This window comes from Streptomyces sp. NPDC060000, from assembly GCF_042737375.1.
Lineage (GTDB): Bacteria > Actinomycetota > Actinomycetes > Streptomycetales > Streptomycetaceae > Streptomyces.
This window is the reverse complement of record NZ_JBHWUU010000012.1, coordinates 76150-94548: the sequence shown is the minus strand read 5'-3', so window position 1 is coordinate 94548 and position 18399 is coordinate 76150. Positions and strand designations below refer to the sequence as shown.

Genomic DNA, 18399 nt, shown 5'->3' with positions numbered 1-18399 from the left:
ACCGCAGGCCACGAACTCGCCGAACACGAACTCGCGCCAGAGAGCGGGATCACGCGTCAGGTCCTCCACCACCGTCGGCGCGCCCAGCAGCAGCGGCAGCAGCTCCGCGTGCCTGCCCACCTCTGGCGCGAGCAGCGCACCCGCCGGTCCCAGCAACAACTCCGCCACCTCGGGCGCCGAGACCAGCGCTTCCGCCCACCCCGACGCCGCCGCACGCTCCGACACCCGTTCACCCACATCCCCGGCTTCACCGGAGAGCGCAGCGAGGCCGGCGTCCTCCGGCAGCGGGCCCGGCGTCACCGCCACCACGTCCCGCACCGGACCGGCGCCCCGGGTCACAGCCTCCAGCAACCGCTCGCCGGAATCATCCCCCGCCAGTTCCCGGAAACGGTCCGTGTCCTGTGCCAGCAACCGCAGATCGGCGGCGAAGTCGGCCGCCCGAAGCGCCTGCCCGTACCAGGCCGGCGTCGCGAAGAACCGCTCGGCGAACCACACATGCTCGTCCAGGAAACGCGTCAGACCGGTGTTGAACAGCAGACGCCGCAGATCCAGGACATCCACGTCCTCCAAAGATCCGGTTCCGTCCGCGAAATGCCCGAGCAACGCCTCACGGCCGCCCAACCTCCGCACCACCTGCGGCGTCAGGGCATCCGCCAGCACCCTCTCAGCCCGCGCCGCCCGCCACAACGGGGCATGAGGCACGTGATCGACCAGAGCATGACTACGCAGCAACGCCCGCACCAACGACGGCGCCCCCAGCAGATCCCGCCCGATCCCCGCATCAGCGACCATCACCTCGGCAAGACCGCGTACCGCCCCCAACGCCATCCGCAACGAGCTCGATCCGCCGGCCAGACCCGCCACCAACCCGGGCTGCTCACGCAGCAGACGGTGCACCACCGGGCGGCGCGCCAGCAGCCGCGCCAGCCCGTCATCCACCGCGAGAGCCGCCACCACACCCGGGCTCCGCAACGCGGTCTCCACCAGGTCGGCGGACCCCACTACCACCCCTACCTGCTCGGGATGGGCACGGAACGCGTCCATCAACGGCTCGGCGCTCAGCAGCCGCACATAGGCCGAGGCGTCGGCGAACAGCCCGGGGTGCTCGGCGAGCGCGTCGGCCAGCCCCGGCACGTCCCGCAGCACATCGACCCCCTCCGGCCGCTTCGCCAGCGCCCGCAGCAGCGGCAGGCCGCTCACCGCCGCCGCTATCGTCGCTTCGCCCTCCACCTCCCACACCAGATCCGTCAGCTCGGCGCGCAGCTCCCTCTCGGTGCGCAGCAGTTCCCCGATCGGACCGCCGTCAGCGAGGACGCGCGCGGCGTGCCGGCTCTGCATGAAGAGCAGGTGGTGGCCGTCCGCGCTCAGGTCCGCGGCGATCCAGGGCCGGTCCAGCATCAACCGGGCCAGTTCGGGGTTGTCGACGTAGAACCCGGTGAGTTGCGGATCGTTGACCAGCGCGGTGAGTGCGATCGAGGCCTTGAGGAACAACCGGTAGAGGTAGTCGTTGGTGCGCAGTGCCCTGGCCAGCCGAGCTTCGGCGTGAAGAAGCGGCAGGACGTTGTGGGAGGGGTCGGCCAAGAGCCCTGTCAGCGCGGGCCTGTCCCTCAACGTCTCCAGCAGTTCTTCGATCTTGAAGAAGGCGGCGGCGAAGGCTTCCCGCTTCCGGGCGATCTCGAAGAGGCGAGGGTCCTCCCGCACCGCCCGGTTGATGAAGAGGGCACGGTCGAGGTCGTTCGACGCGCTCTCCCGCGACCATTCCACGAGTCGTTCCTCGGCCTCCTTCTGCGACACACCGAAGAGGCCCGCCAGCCAGAGATCGTCACCCCCGAACTCGATTCCTTCAGGGGAGACTTCGGGAACACCGAGGCCCCTGACCACTGCCAGCAACTCGGTGGCCCAGGCCCGGCTCTTTTTCTTCTTGTTCTTCTCCGCCGCTTCCTTGGCTTCCGCCACCCGGGAGATCGCCTCGGCGAATCCCTCGTCGCCCAGCGCCCGGGCGAAGCCGGAGCGCGCGACGGCCTCGGCGAACGCTTCCGGCGCGGACAGCAGCAGGTTCAGTGCCCTGGCGTTGCCGGGGTGCTCCAGCGCCGCCAGCAACGGCCCGTCGGCGAACAGCCGACCCCAGTGTTTGGTGGACACCGGCATGGCGGGCCGCGCGGCCAGCTCACGCACCACTCCCGGATGACTCCGCAGGTTCTCCAGCTCGGAGGGTCCGCGGAGGGCGGGCAGCGCACCCGGGTTCCTGATGAGGAGCCACATCAGGGCCGCGTCGTTCTCCAGCAGACGATCCGCCACCTGCCTGGGCTCCTTGAACCGCTCGAACAGAGCGATGACTCCATCGACAGAGTGGAGGGAGACAAGACGCTCGTCGGTGCCCATGCGAGGAAGCAGCGGCAACACCGAGTGCGCGACGAAGCTGAAGTTCTCGGCCCTCGCCACAACCCGCGCCACGGACGGATTCGTGCTGAGCGGCCCCCTCAGCTCCGGGTGCGCTTCGAGGGACCGTGCGACACGCCGCAGGGCCTGGGATGAGCCTCTTGCCGACACGAGCTCGTCCCGCAGCCGCGGTTGGCGCAGTGCGGCCCTGAGCAGGCCGGGGGCCCGCAGCAGGGTGTCCTCGTCGCTCAGCAGCCGGCGCAGCGCGGCGTTCGCCGGCTGGAGGAACCGGCGGTATTCGTGCGGCTCCGACAGCAGGGGAAAACGCTCCAGGACCGTGAGCAGGCCCTCCTGCGCCGCCAAGGTCGTCGCGAGGGCGGGATCGGTCAGGACGGCGGCGCCCAGGGCCGGGTTGGCGGCCAGGACCCTGTCCAGCTGCGAACCGCTCGTCGCGATCGGCGGCGCGGGCGGGGCGGGGGGCCCTGCCGCACGCAACGCGCTTACGAGGAGGTCGTCAGGGACGTCGTCGAAGCTGCTCGGACGGTACGAGAGCACGTCGGCCACAGCGGGGTTCCCCGCCGCCGCGGCAAGCAGTTCCTTCGACCGCGCGATCCGGGCGCCGAAGCCGGGGATGTCGGGCAGCAGGTCGATGAGTTTCGGGCTGCCCGCCAGGATGTCGAGCACCGAAGTGTCGTTCATCGCCAGGTCCAGCAGACCGGGCACCGAGACGACCGCGTACACCTGATCCGCGTGGGTCCGAAGGGCCCTGCGCAGCGCTTGGTTGCCGAGCAGTCCGCGGTGGTCGATCGCGGAATGCGGCGAATCTCCGGAGGCGGCGTGGGAAAGCGCGGCGAGCAGCGCCCACTCGTGCGTGAGGAACTCGAGCAGTCGCAGCGGACGGTCGCTCCTGCGCAGCGCGTCGCCGAATTCCGGCACCGCTTCGACGACCTCGGCGGTCGCGAAATCCGTGGCGGACAGGACGGCACGGATCAGGTCGGTCTGCGAGCGAAGCCGGAAGGGCAGCGCGGGATAGTCCAAGAGGTGGTCGGACCACGGCTCCTGGCTCTCGACCGCCTCGACCAGTTCCCGCCTGCCCGCCGAGGACTTCGCCACCAGGGCGCCCAGGTACTCGGGATGCTCGACGTACTGCCTGAAGCTCTGCGGCTCTTGCGCGCGCATGCCCTGAAGGCGGCTCAGCAGGACCGGCGAGGTGGCGAGGATCTCGGGCATGTCCTCGTGCGAGAAGAGCACCGAGGACAGGTCGCGGTTCCGTTCCGCCAGCTCCACCAGGTGAGCGGCGTCCTGCTGCAGCAGCCTGGTCACGGCCGCGCGGTTCTCCCCGTCGCTCCATCGTGTGTCGCCGACCAGCAGCTGGGCCAGTGGCCGGACCGGCCACCCCTCGTACCATCCGGACGCCCGGGCCAGGCTGACGAGTTGTTCCCTGAGCCATGTCTTCATCACAGGCGGGACGGGCGCGCCCCGCACCACGCCCTCCAGCTGCGCCCGGGCCGCCGCGGTGAGCGGCGCCGGCTGCGGTGGCGCGGTGGTTACGGCTCCACTGCCGGCCGTGGAGGACTCACCCGTCGAAGCGGCGCCCGCGCCCTCGGGCTGAGCGTGTGCCTGGGCCTGGGCCTGGGCCTGCGCCTGGCCGGAGTCCTGCGCCAGGCCGGAGTCCTGCGCCAGGCCGGAGTGGGCCTGCCCCTTGCCCTTGCGCCGGACGCCACCTGGCAGCCCCGGGGTCGCCGAGCGCAGGTCCGGGTCCTCGGCGGCCAGCCGGTCCGCGAGCTGCCCGGCCGCGTCGGGGCCGTTCCTGTGCAGTTCCTCGGCGGTCCGGACCAAGGCAAGGTGCCGCGCCTCCCGCCGAGCCTGCTGCTCCGGCTCCCGCCCCAACTCCAGGGGCGGCCGAAGATATGCGGCCGCCTCGACGAGCAACGCGCCCATTTCGTCCTGGGAGAGCCCCAGTCCCTCCCGCAGCGCCCGCGCCCGCTCCTGTGCCGGGGACGACTCGCCCAGGCGCTCCTCGGCAGCGTTGTCCGGCTCTTCGGGGGTCTCGTGGCGCGCCGCGTCCGCTGACGTTTCCAGGGCCGCTGTCCCGTCGGTCCGCTCCACGTCCTGCTCGGGGCGCGCACCGTTCACGCCGACCGCCCACCTCCCGGCGAGGGCGGGCGGGATCTCCATGGCGCGCAGCACCGCCGTGCCCACCACCCAGCGGGAACCGGCGGGGCCACTGACGTGCAGCACGGTGAGTGCGCGGATCTGGTGTCCGCGCGCTCCGCCGGCCGCGTCGGCGGGGCCTGGCACCCCGAACTTGAGGTAGTCGCGCCCGTAGGCGTTGGTGCCCGCGCTCTGGCCCTGCGCCGCGCGGTTCTGAGCGAGCGGAAGCGTCACGCGCAGACGGTTGAACTGATCAGAGGTCAGCGGCGTGGTCACCCGTGAACTGAGCACCGGGGTGACCGTCATGCCCGCGTTCACGGCGGACGCGTCGAGATCCACCCGGACGTCGTCCATGGCGTTGCTGCCGCCGGCGAGGATGTCCAGCGGATACAACCTCAGCCGCACGGACGTGGCCTCGCTGATCCCCGCCGTGCCCATGAAGCGGCCCACCGCGGCGGCATCCAGCAGCCTGCCGCCGCCCGAACCCACCAGCCTGGCGAGACGGATCAGCAAGCCCTCGTACGACATCGAGGTGTGCATCCGGTCCACGCCGGCGAGCGCGGGTTCGACCTCCCGCAGGGCTTGCGCCAGTTGCCCGGCGGCGTCGAACGCGTACATGGCGAACGGCAGCGACGGCACCCAGTCGCCGGCCGCCATGACCTCGCGCACCGACGGGGGTATGCCATCCAGGTCCACCACGACCGAGCCCTCGGGTCCGGCGGTCCGCGAAGCGGGGTCGGTGGTGTGGACGGCGGGTGCCAGCGGGAGCGGCACGTCAACCGGCTCGGCCTGCAGGTCCGAACGGTCGAAACGCATGGTCACGCGCGCGTCGGCGGACGCGTGGAACTCACGAGCGGCTCGGCCGCCGCCCCACAGCCCGCCCGTCGGACGGGTGACAGCCGCGCTGCCGAGCGAGGTCAGGCTCACGGTGACGGTGTACTCGTACGGGACCTCGAACTCCGCGAGCTCACCGGAGCGCTGCCACGCCCGCGTCTCGCGGGCGGCGGTCTCCGAGGTGCCCCGTACCCGATCCGTCGCCAGCCCCGCGGTCGCCTGCACCCGCTGGTTGCGGAACTGCACCACGGGCATGGCGTTCAGTTCGTGTCCGCGGGTGTGCGAGACGCTCTGCGCGATGACACCGGGCAGGGGCAGGTCCCCGTCGCGTCCGGTGCCATGGCCGAAGGAGTTGCTCAGCTGCGCGCTGTCCGCTGTGGCACGGCCACGGATCCGGTTCAGGTCCTCGCCCGGCCTCGGGCGGGCCGTAAGCACCACCTTCACCAGCTGCGGGCCGAGCCAGCCGCGGTACACGAAGAGGATGAGCGCCCGGCCGTCGCGTCCCTTCCCGACCAGCGCTCGCAGGCCCGCCGATGAGCTGAGGTCGGCGATCGAGGTGGCGACACCGGGCAGGTACGTGGCATGCCCGGGCACGGTGACCCCGGGAGCCGCCTGCTCGACGACGCGCAGAATGTCGTCCCGGAACGCTCCGCGCCGGGCGGAGGACAGCAGCACTTCGGTGACGGCCCCGTGCCCTATCTGGCCGCTGCGCCGGTACCACTCCGGCAGGGCGAAGGTCGCCGCTTCGGCCGGGGCGGGAGCCGCGAAGTCGGTGGGGGCTGCGGAGCCCGAGCCGACGGCGGTGGCGGAGCCGGAGGGGGACGACGGCTGCCTCTGGCCGACGATGGCTGCCAGCTGCGGATGCTTCGCCAGTTCCTCGCGGGGCAGCAGGACCTCCACGCCACCGGGCACCCGGATCCTGAACGTCCGTTTCACGGGGCCGGCGGCCACGGTGCCGAGCACCACATTGCGCCGGCCCTCGCTGACCGTCAGCCAGTAGGTCACCGTCGCGGAAAACCGGAGCATCTGGGCATTGCTGTCCACGGTGACCCGGGCGTTGAGGGCGTTGTCGGCCGTGGTCGTCCCCCTCGTGGTGCTCGACGCGTGCGCGTAGCGACCGCTCGGGAAGAAGCCGACCCGCGGCCCGTAGGCGCCGCTCACGGTCATGCCCTGCTGCTGCCCGGCGGTCACCGACCGGGTCACCGAGGAGTTGTCGGCCGTGTACAGCCACGTCTCCAGATCCATCGGTTCCGGCGGATCAAGCAGTTGGACATCGGTCAGCAAGCCCCTGATGTCGACGGAGACGTCCGTCCCCGAGACCAGCCCGAAGCTGCCCACCCCCTCCACGACGAAGCCGTCACCGAAGATCGCCAGGGCGTTGGACGTCAACTGGTGCCAGGACAGGGCCGAGCGCAGGACTTGCTGCGCCATGCTCGCCTCGTGGGTCAGCGAACCGCCCACCGCCGAACTCGCGGTCCACCGCCAAGCACCGCCGGCCGCCTGCACCACCCTGCCCAGCGGCCCCGCTGCGCCGTGCGAGGGCCACAGCGACTCGGCCTCCTGCGCCCGCCGCGCCCGGTCCGGCTCGGCGGACCGCGCCGCCGACAGGTCGAGCGGTACCTCGGCGGGCGCTGCGGCCCGTGGCGCGCCCAGCAGCCGGCTCACCGCCTGCACCAGCGCGTCACCGCCTTCGACCCGGTCCACGAAAGCGGTCTCAGGCAACCGCACCGCCCGCTCGCCGTCCACCCCGAACAGCCGCGCCACATCAGCCGCGGGCACCTCCGTCACGTCGACAGCACCGGCGCGCCCATCACCGTTCACACCCGCCCGCGGCGGCTCAGGCTCGGTCACCGTGCGGTACCTCGGCAGTGCCAGGGTGACATCGCCGTCGGTGACAACCGGCTGCGGATCCGGTCCGTGGCTCCACCGAACCTCGAGCCGCAGACGCACCGGGACCTTGAAGACCTCGAGTCCGTCACCGGCCGGGCTCACCGCGTACTTCTCCTGCCCCACCAACGAGCCGGTGGCGGTGGTCGTGGAAACCTGACCGCTGTAGCCGTACTCCGCTGCCAGCCCCTGCAACGGCAGGTCACCGTGACGCTCAAGGGGATTGCTCAGCTGCGCCGATCCACCCACCGACCAAGCCAAAGGAGTCACCGTGCGCTGCTCCAGGCCAGGACGGGTGAACCCGGACCAGTTGTTCGTCCGCACCCCGGCCAGCGTGCGGTGCGCGGCGACCGGCTCCTCCCCCCGCCGCTCCGCCGACACACGAACGGCCACCCGCTGGGTGTCCACCGCCGTGGGCAGTTCGAACCACACCATGTAACCGCCATCGACCAGCTCGTCCACCGCCGCCCGCAGACCGTCGGCGGAACGTGCCTGGTCCAGCGCCCGCGCATTGACCAGCCACCGGGCACGAGTGGCCTCACTCACCCAGCCGCCACTGCCGGCCACCGGCGGCAGGAACCCACGCTCCCGCAACCACTGCTCCACCATCTTGAACAGCCGTTCCCCGCCGTCGACCCGCAGCGCCGTCGCCGTGACGCCCAGCGACCTCAGTTCATGCACCTCGCGCGGCAGATAGCGCGGGCCGGAGGCGGGTGCGGTGCCCTCCAGCGTGGCCCGGGACGGCACCCGGAACACCACCGGATACGTCGCCCGGCGGTGCCCCTCACCCCCACCTTCACCCCGGCCCTCGGACCGGCCGGCCGGCGGGTTCACATCCACCGGGCCGTCCTTGGGGCGAACCAGCTGGATGTGGAAAGCGACCTCCGCCCGCACCGGGAACAGCGGACCGTCCGCCTCCAGCGTCTGCGACCTGGTGACCTCACCTCCCGAGCCCAGCGCGTAAGCCGTCTGGTACCGCGCTCCCACCGACGGCGACACCATGCCGCCCACCGGGTCGGGCACACCCGCGTCCTGCGGCGCGGAGAAGGCGACCGAGAAGCTGAGGTCCATCCCCGCCGCGTTGGTGACCGTCGACTGACCGGCAGCCCGCACCGTTCGCACGACCATGTGGTCCACACTCGCCTCGGGAACCGCCGGCCCGGTGATCTCACCTTGGTCCGCGAGGAGGGCGTGGACCCGGAGGAAGCCCAGCACCGAGCCGTCGTCGGCCAGCAGCACCGGCGAAGCGTGCCACCCGCCCAGCATCAGCGGCAGCGCGTCACGCAGATTGCGGGCGCCGAAGAACCGCCGCAGATCCGCCAGCGAAGCCCCCGACGCCCGGCCCAGGTAGGGCCCGAAAGTGTCCTCCACGTCACGAAGGATCCGGTCGGGATGCGGCACCGTCTCCACCGCGAACAGCGGTATGTCGTGCACCGCCGTCCGCAGCGGCGCCGGCTCCTGGCCGGCACCCGCCCGCACCATCGTGCCGCCCCCGGCCGGACCGTCCTGCGTAACGTCCTGCGACACCTCATGCGTCGCGGCCGCCATCGCGTCCGGCTTCGCCAGGTGCTGCGGGAACCAGACGGCCAGCCGGCCCTCGCTAGCCTGCTCGACCGACCAGCTGTCGTGGGGCTGCGCGGAGTCCGTCCGCACCTGCCAGAGCATCTCGTAGTCGAACGGCAGGACACCACCCAGCGTGGTCACCATCGACAGGGTCTGCACACCGCCCGCCACCGTGACTGACGTCGTGTGCTGGTTGCGCACCAGATTCAGCTGCGGCTGCAGGCCCAACTGCCGTACCGGGCCGGTCTGCGACACCTGCCACACGTGGCCGTAGTTCACCTGGAAGGACCGCAGGTCGGCCGAGCCGGCCGAGTTTCCCACCTCCGAGTAGCCCGCGCCCCAGGTCTGCACCCTGTTCGGCACGCCCTCGGCGAGCCCCTCCAGCAGCGCCGGCGAGGGCCGGGCGTCGCGAAGCCGCAGACGCGCCCAGACCGTTCGCGAAACGCCCTGGTGGACCACCTCCAGGCGCAGACCGCTCTCGCTGCGGACACTCTCCCACTCGTTGACCAGATACGGTCCGGTCAGCCTGTCCCCGATCTGCCGCCGAAGCCCCCCGTCCTCACCGGTTCCCCCTTCCAGCAGCCCGGCCACGTGATCCCGCAACCAGCGGACTGCCCCGTCGGGCAACGGCGCGACGCGGACCAGGCCCCGCGACCCGTCGAACTCCGACCCGAACTCCCGGACATGGCTGCTGACCTCGTCGGGCACCTCGGCCGCCGGAACAAGGACACGCTGCTCCTCCGGCTCGGTCTCGGAGTCCGGCTCGGGCTGCCGCCGCTCCTCCTCCAGCGGGTGCCTCTGCTCGTCGGGCCGTGTCTGCGGCTGCTCCGGCTCCGACTCGGGCCCGGGCCGAGCCTGCTGTACCTCCGCTTGAGCCTGCTGTACCTCCGGCTGGGGTTGCGTCTGCTCGGACCGCGGCTCCGACCGCTCCTGCTGCCGGCGCTCATCTGGCTCCTGCTCCTGCTCCTGCTCCTGCTCCGGCTCCTGCTCCTGCTCCTGCTCCTGCTCCTGCTCCTGCTCCTGCTGACCTTGCTGCTCCAGTTGACCTTGCTGCTCCAGCTCCGGCCGCGATGCGTCCGCCACGAGGCCGAATCCGGCGCGGCGGAAGCCCTGGCTCAAGACGGCGTCCAGGCTCGGCGAAGCCTCCGGGCCGCGCTCTTCCAGGAACGTCCGGTCCAGCAGTTCCGCCCGCGCGTCACCGACAGGGACGACCGGAGACACATCTGCCGTAATGGCGGCGGAGGGGCCACGTTGGGTGCTCGGGCCGGCCCCCGGCGTCGTGTCCGGAACATCGCGAGGCGCACTGCCGGGCAGCGACGCGCGCGCCGGGCCCGACCCTCCGGTACCGGCCAGATCCCGGGCCACCCGGCGGGCTGCCTCCTCACCTCGCGTGTGCAGGACATAGGCGACCTCGAACAGGTTCCCGCGGTACGTCTCCCGGAGCGACTCCTCGTGAGGGTCTCGACCGATCACCGTGGGCGACGGGAGATACCCGCTCGCACTTTCCAGCAGCCGGTGCAACCGGGTGCCGGGAAGCCGCAATCCTTCAAGCAGCTCGTGACCACGTGCGGAGGACGGCAGGGCCGACTCGCCTGCGACGGCGTCCGCAGGATCCCGATCCCCGTTCTCTCCCGGGATCCGGAGTCGGGCCGGCTGCACGTAGTTGCCCAACCCCTCCCTCGGCGCCTCCGAGAGGATCTGCACCAGGCGAACGGACCACTGCGGAAGCCGTACCGAGTCGACCGGTCGGAGCGGGCTTCCGCCGAGCATGTCGAGCGTGACGGACCGAGCCAGAGCCCGCAGCTCGGGGCGGCTGGCCAGGAATCCCACGACCGCGTCCCACAGCACATCGGGGCGGGGCTGTCTGTTGACGACAGGTGCTACCAGAGCGAGGTTCAGGTTGCCCGGCTGCCGGTGCATCCCCTGGACCAGGGTGACCACCAGGCCCCGGGCGACCCGGGCGGCCTCCGCCGCGTCGTAAGGCGGCACGACGGCAGGGCCGTCCTGCGGAGCGCCGGCGTTCCTCGGCGGCAGCCAGGTCTGGGCGGATTCCAACGCGAAGACCTCGCGCGAGAGGGTGACGAGTCCGTCCAGCCCGTCCGACTGCCCGATTCGGCGGGCCAACGGCCGCCACACGTTGGAGCTGGGACCGGTTCGATGCAGCACCTCGTCCCGCATTGTCATGGACGTGTGGCTCAGGACGTCGGGGGCGAGCGGGCGTTGCGCGGACCGGTCGTCCTCGACTGCGTCCTCGTTCTGGAGCCGCATCGCGCGTTCCAGGTTCTCGGCCGGGGTGCGGCTGTAGTTGCCGCGGATCACGTCCTGGTAGGGGCCGATCCAGGCGTGCCGTGCTGGTGCGATCAGGACCGCGTTCGACACTCGGCTCCCGCTCCGGGCGGCGCCGAACCCGTGCTCGGAGTCGACGACCCGTCGGACCTCGCCGGCCAGGTCCCCGGAGACGACGTTGTCGCCATCCGTGTACACACCGCCGAACCGTGCCAGGATCTCGATGCGCAGCACATCGCTCGCCGCGGCGTACGCCGACGCCAGTTGCCTGGACTCCTCCGCCTTGTAGATGCCCTCGAGCGCCATGGGCGATGTCGCGGAGAAGATCTCGTCGACGTTGACCAGCCTGATCCGTTTGTTCCGGGCCCAGTGGAGCATGCCGCGGACCTCGGCCGACCGGCCGTCGCGGGCCGTCGCGCCGGAAGCGGTCCGCGCGGCGTCGAACTCGACCCGTGGGACGTCGGTCCACAGGATGACGTCGAAGTCGGGTTGGCCGGCCGCGGCCGCAGCGATGTTCCGCCGGAAGTCGGCCGTGGGCCCCTCGTCCCGCAACGGCCCGCCGAGCCAGATCGTGTGGACGAGTTTCGCGATCCTCGTCGGCTTCCGCAGCCAGCGCATCGAGGCGCGGCTCATGGACCGCGTGACCGACTCGACCACTGTGGCGGGGTTCTTCGGCAGGTTGGGCGACAGCAGTTCGTCCGCGTGGGGGGCCGGACGAGTCATGTCCACCGCGGCGAAGAACGCCGCACGCTGGGCGGACTCCAGCTCGGCGAAGTCGTATCCGCGCAGGAAACCGGGCGGCGGAGGCGCTTGACGCTGGCCGAAGATGTCCGGCCCGAGAATCCTGGATATCGCGGCGGCGGTCCGGTCGCCGCCCATCCCGGAGCCGCGCCCGAAGTCGAATTCCCGTCCGAGGTCGCGCTGGAGTGCCTCGGCTGACGGGCTCAGCCGAGCCACGGAGGTCAGCAGCCGCGTGCGGTGAAGCGCGCCGCCGGGCAGGGTCGGGTTGGCGGACCTGATCCCGGGGGTCGCGATGGCCAGCTCGTCAGCCAGCCGCATGGCTTCCGTGCGGCTGCCGGTCCGGTGGAACACGTCGGCTATGCGGTACAGGGCCAGTTCCTGGGCCAAGCGCAGGCGCTGCTCCGCCACCCGCTTCCCGATCACCGGCGCCGGTCGCAGTATCTCTCTCGCCTGTTGCAGGCGCGCTCGGAGTGTGTCAGGGCCCAGTTCCCGCATCAGCCGGGTCTCCAGCCCAACCACCTGTTCCCGCGCCACGACGTGCGCAGGAGCCGGCACCGGGTTCGGCGTCACCCTGGACGGTCCGGCGATCGGCGAGGTGTCCGGCGCCGGATGCCGCGGCGCCGGGCGTGTCGGAGCGCCACCCGGCACCGTCCGGGACGCGGGACCGGCACCCAGCTGACGGGCCAGCCGCCCGGCCGTCACGGCGGCGGCGCCGGGGTCTGTGTGCAGCACGTGCGCGACCTCGACCAGCGCGGCACGGCGCAGTTCGCGCTGCCGGTCCGGACCGGGCCCCACCCCGATGGGCGCCGGCGGCAGCCGGAGCAGACCGCCCGCTTCCGCGAACAGTTCCGTCCGCTCGTCGTGGCGCAGCGGCCGGAGCTCGTCCAGCATGCGGCGGACCCGCGAGTCCCCGGCGGGCAACTGCGACCGCCACGTCTCGGCTTCCTGTTCCTCCCGCGCATCCTCGTCCGCGGGGAACGGCTGCTTGCCGGTGCCATGGTCGGCCGGATCACCGGCGTCACTGGCTTCACCGGTGCGCGCGGCCGCCAGGCCGGTGGTGAAGGCGTCGGTGTACGTCGCCTCGTGGGCAGACCATGACGTGGACAGGGCCTGCGGGGCCCACAGCAGCTCATAGGCGGTGAGGAAGTCGGCGCGGAAGTCCTCGGCGAGCTGCGCCAGTTGGTCCAGGTCGAGGTCATGACCGTCGCGCAGTGTCTCGAACGCGTCCGCCGCACCGTGCAGCGCCGCGCTCACCCCGGATTCGAAGGCGAAGTGCGCGGGCAGCGCGCGGGCCTGCTCGGCGAGGTGGGCGTCCCACCGGCGCAGCGCGCCGGCCAGCTCCTCCCGCACGATCGGGCGAGTGGTGAACAGCGCGTCGAAGGCCGACAGCAGCCGCTCGTCCAGGCCGGCGCGAGCGCGGGCGGCGTCGGCTTCGGACAGCGTCTCCTCGCTGTTGGCGGCACGCCACGCGGTGAGCTGCTCGTCGAAGACCCGTGCGGAGGCGGTCAGTACGGTGTCCCGGGCGTGCCGCACGGTCAGCCAGGTGTGCAGCCGCTCCCGGTCGGTCAGCTCCCGGGAAGCGGTGTTCCAGCGCTCTTGCGCCTGCCGACCCGCTCCGGCCCCCACCGGGGCGTCGGGCCCGAAGACCTGCTCGAACCGCTCGTTGACGGCGGTCGCCACCGAGATGTCCAGAGTGCGCCACAGCATCGGGCGGACCTGGTCGAAGGCCACCGGGAAGCGGTCCAGGAACGCCTGGCCCACCTGCGGCCCGGCGCCGGCCCACGAGTCCACGGCGTCCGCGACGTCCTGCTGCGAGCGCAGGATCGCCGCTTCGCGGGCCGCCTGCTGGGCCAGTCGGGCAGGCAGGTGCGCCACGAGGTCGTCGAAACGGGCTGCCAAGGTCTCCAGCGGCAGCCCGGCCGTGGCGTCGGAGGCTCTGAAGACCTCGTCGAGTTCCTTGACCAGCGCCTGCTGGGCGTCGCGCCGTACCCGGTCCAGGCCTGCCTCGGACACCGCGGACACCACGGCGTCCTCAGTGTCCGGCACACCGGACGCGGTCGGCAAGGCGCGGCCGGACGCGTCGAGCCGGGCCTGGAACCCCGCCGCGGCCCGGTCGAACTCCTCGTCCAGCCGGGCGATCCGGTCGGCGCGCACCGCCTGCCGGTCGAACTCCTCGGCCAACCCACCGACCAGGGCGGACAGCATCCCCGCCGCCCGCCGCAGCGCACTGTTGATCCCGGCGCGGACATCCGTGCCCGTGGCGAAGGTGGCGCGCAGCGCCGAGTCCCAACGGTCGACGAACCCGGCGGCCGTCTGCTCGCGCACCGTGTCGGCCACCGTGTCGGCCAGGTCGCCGGACAGCTCGAACGGCACCTGCGTACCGTCACCGCCCAGTCGGCTGCTCCAGGACTGGAAGGCCCGCTCGAAGGCCTGGGCGCCGCGCGCGAGACCCACCTCACGGGCCGCCTCCACCGCGAAGGCGTCCCGCAGCCCGTCCAGCACCTCCCGCCGACCGGGCGCCACCACGTCGGTGATCCGGCCGTGGACCTCGCGAACCCGATCCCGTACGGCGGCGAGCCGGTCGTCGGACAGCCCGCGCGCCTCGTCGCGCGACCACTCCTGGAACGCGGCGTCGAAAGCGTCCTCGTCCGCGGACGACATCTCGTCGTGCCGGTTCCGCGCGGCCTGGGTAGGGGCCTGTTCGAGCAGGTCGGCGTAGCGGCGGTGCAGTTCCTCCTGCGCGGTCCGCCATGCCGGGGCCCGCCAGTCACCCCGGTCGGTGTGCGCGGGCGCGGCGACGGCCTCCCCGTCGGCGCCGGTGCCCTGTCGGTCCTGGACATACGCGTCCCGTACCTCGGCGATATGGCGCCGGACCCAGTCAGCCGTCGCCGCGTGGGAGAGCGTGACCGTGTCCTCGGCGCGGCCGTCGAGCAGCCGCGCGAAGTCCTGGTACCCCTGGTGCCGGGCCTCCGCCACCTCACGCAGCGCGGTGATCTGCGCGTCGAACCGCGCCTCGACCCGGGCGCGGGCCTGCGGGCCGTGCAGGTCGAGTTGCTGGGCCAGCGGTTCCGCGGTCTCCCTGCGCCGCTGCTCGTACCAGGCGGCCAGCTCGCTGTCCCAGGCCGGGTCGGCCGCGTAGCGGGCGGTGTGCTCGGCGAACCGACGGTTCTCCGCGACCGCCGTCTCCGCCCGCCGCTGCTGGTACCGCGCGGCCTGACGCACACCGTCGGCCAGCTGTCGCAGCCGCTCGGCGGCGTCCGGCGCGGCCATCGCCTCGGCGCGCTCGGCGGCGTACTGCTGCCGCAGGGTGACGAGCTGCCGCGTGTACCAGCGGCGCACCGGGTCGCTCCACTGCGCCCGGCCCTCGGTGAGGTCGGCGCGCCCGTCGGGGCCGGTGGCCCGCAGCGCGGCGTCGAACGCCGCACGGGCCTCCCGGTCGGCGGCCCAGGCGGTGTGCGCCTCGGCGTACCGCTGCCGGAACTCCTCGACCACGGCCGCCGACGCCGCCGTCGTCTGCCCCGCCACCGCCCGCTGGAAGTCCTCGGCGAGCCGGGCCGCCCGCTCCGAGCCGCCGAAGGCGGTGCGGTCGTGCACCGCGGCGACCACCGGGGCGACCTGCTGGTCGAAGGTCTCCCGCGCCCGGTCCCGTACCGCCAGGGTGTCCCGGGCGGCCGCCAGTCGCGCGGTCAGGTCCTGGACCGCCCGGGTGCGGGCGGGGGTGAAGGCGGCCGGCGCGTCGGCGGTGCGGTCCGCCGACCAGGTGTCGGCGAACGCCTCCCGGACCGAGGCGACCTGCCGTACCGCCTCCGGGGAGCCCAGTTCCGGGAATTCGGCCAGCCGCGCCTCGAACTCCCGGTACGCCCGGTCCCGGGCCTCCACGGTCCGGCGCAGCCCGCCCAGCGCCTCGACCGGCCGCGCGGCGGACCCGGCGCCGGTGTCAGCGGCCCGTGCCGGTGCGGTGGTGGCCGCGGGCTCCGCCGGGGCGGTCTGCTCCTCCCGGGCCACCAGCAGCTGGGCCTGGACCTGCTCGGGTCCCTGAACGGTCCTGACCACCGGCTCACGGAGGGTGCCGTCGCCGGGGGCGCGCTCCTCCAACGGCGTACGGGTGATCTCCAGCCGCCGCAGGTCCAGCGTCCACGCCGGGTCGCGCTGCCAGGCCAGGAACGCCTCGTCCTGCGCCCTGGTCCGCTCGCTCAGCGCCTGCCAGCGCTGCCGTGCCTCGTCGGCCAGGGCGGCGCGGGCCCCGCTCTCCCCCTCGGCGGAGGGCGTACGGGTGGCGGCGTCCCACTCGCGGGAGAACCACGATCTCAGGTCCGACAGGTTCTCCTGGTACTCGGCGAGCACCCGGGCCGAACGGACCTCGCCGGGCGGGACCTCCGTCCGGCGGGCCAGCTCGTCCAGCACCGCGCCCTTGCCCAGCAGGTCCTGGAAGTTGGCCGCCACCTGCTGCCGCCACGCGACGCCTTCCGCGCGGGCACGCTCCCGCACCGCCGCGTCGATCGGCACCTGCACCTCGTCACGGAGCGCGTCCCACTCCTCCCGCACCGTGCTGCCGAAGGCGTCGCCGTGCTCCTGCAGGTCCAGTCGGCGCGGTTCGTGACCGGACGGGCCGTAGATTCTGTGGAACCGCCCGGCCCAGTCGTCCCGGAAGTCGCCGGCCAGCCGGTCGAAGGTCTCCTCGTCGACCGCGAAACGCCGCTCGGCCTGCTCGGTCAACTCGCTTCTACGTGCGGTCAGTTCGTGGAACCGGACACCGCCGTCGCGTAGCGCGCGGTCCATGCCGTACTCGAACTCCAGCCGGTCCGGCAGCGACCGCTCGGCCGACGGCAGGTACTCGCGGAAGAACCGGTCCTCGCCGGCCGCGACCCGCTCCTGCGGCCATGCGCCGTCCTCGCCACGCCCCGCCAGCTCGCGGAAGACCCGGGTCACATCCTCCCGCAGTCCCTCATGGGCGCGCTGAGCGCCGGGACCGTTGACGCCCAGCCGTTCGAACCGCAGATCGGCCTCCACCAGCGCGCGGTCCAGGCCCGCCTGGTACTCGAAGCGCACCGGCAGCTCGGTGACCAGTCTGTCCTGCGTCTCGCGCAGCCGGGCCGCGTACGCGTCCCACTCCTCGCGGGTCAGCTCCCGCGGCTGCCGGCCGGCCAGGAACCTCTCGCCCTCCGCCATCAGGTCAGCGTGGTGGTCGCCGGCCAGCACCTCGCTGTCGAGGACGGCGGCCTCCACCGGATCCCGTTGCGTGGACCGCTCCCACTCGTCACGGCGGGCCGCGATCTCCCGTACGGTCTGCGCCCGCAACTCCTCCTCGGCGGCCCGCGCCCGCAGTCGCGCCTCCCAGCGCCCGGCCAACTCGTTCAGCCGGGGCTCCAGGGTGTGCCGCTGCTCCAGCCAATGGTCGTAACCCACCCGGCGGGTGAGCTGCCCGTCGGCGCCGGGGAGCGTGCGGGTGCTGTCCTCGAACTCGGTACGGAAGTCCGAGCGCGTCTGATCCACCCACGGGGCCCGCGGATCGACCCCTGCCTCGACGCCCAGCCGCGCGAAGGTGTCCACGGCCACGGCTTCCAGTTCCAGCCGGGTCCGCAGACCTCGCGCGAGCTCCCGCATGCCGCCGTCGAAGTCCCGGTGCAGTTGCGACCATTCGAACCCCTCGACGCGCTCTCCGTCGTGCCACATCCGTTCGGCGACGCGGTGGACTTCGCCGGCGGCCTCCGCGCCGAAGCGCTCGCGGACGCGTTCCAGATCGGCCTGCGACAGCGCCGACTGCCCCCTGTCCGACATGCTGTCGAACGTCTCGTTCGCCGCGCGCCGCGCGTTGTGCGCGGCCGCCGACACCTCGAACTCGTCCGACAGCCCGGCGGCCAACCTGTCGAACCGGTCGGTGAACTCGTACCGGGTGATCTCATCCCGCTGGTGCTCGTCGAAGGCGGCCCGCCACCGTTCGTCGAACCGGGCCTTGACGTCCTGTCGCCAGTTCTCGCGCGTCTGCTCCGCCCGTGCCCGCTCGGCCGCCGCCCGCTGCGGGTCGTCGGCCGGCGGCAGGCCGCCGGCTTCGCCGTCGAGGTCGGGCCTGCCGTGCACGGTGTTCGGGTTGTCCAGGTGCGCGGCGAAGGCCGCCTCCAGCCGGCGGTGGGCCTCCTGCTCCACCTCGAACCAGCCTCGGTGGACGCTCACCACCTCGTCCTGTTCGGTACGCCACCGCTCCGCGAGCGCCGGGTCGTCACCGCGGAACACGTACGGCTCGTGCCGCCCGGTCCCGGCAGGCGCCGGGGCGAGCGTCCCGTCGTGCCCGCCGGGTCCCGGCGGCGGGTCCTGCGGCGGTACACCACCGTCGGCATCGGCGTCGCCGGCCCGTGCGTGCGGCCCGTCCGCGGCATGCGGGGCCGGCCGCTCCGGCGTGCCCGCGGACTCCCGCACCGGTGCCCGGTCTGCGGGCGCCCCGGTGTGGTCGGCCTGACTGGCGTTCGTCGGCCGGCCCGCGTCCTCCGGCCGTCCGGCGCGCGTCGGCTGACCGCCCTGGCCGGTCCCGGACGCCGTCCGGTCCTGCGGGGCGCTCAC

The 18399-nt window shown here is 72.9% G+C and carries 1 protein-coding gene (only partly in view); it reads right to left on the bottom strand.

Translation table 11 applies throughout. The features are described from left to right. Positions 1-18399: the beginning of a glycosyltransferase gene (locus ACFWBB_RS09505; RefSeq protein WP_385268849.1), read on the bottom strand. It extends 27759 nt beyond the left edge of the window; only the first 18399 of its 46158 coding nucleotides appear in the window; its start codon is at positions 18397-18399; its stop codon lies off the left edge, out of view.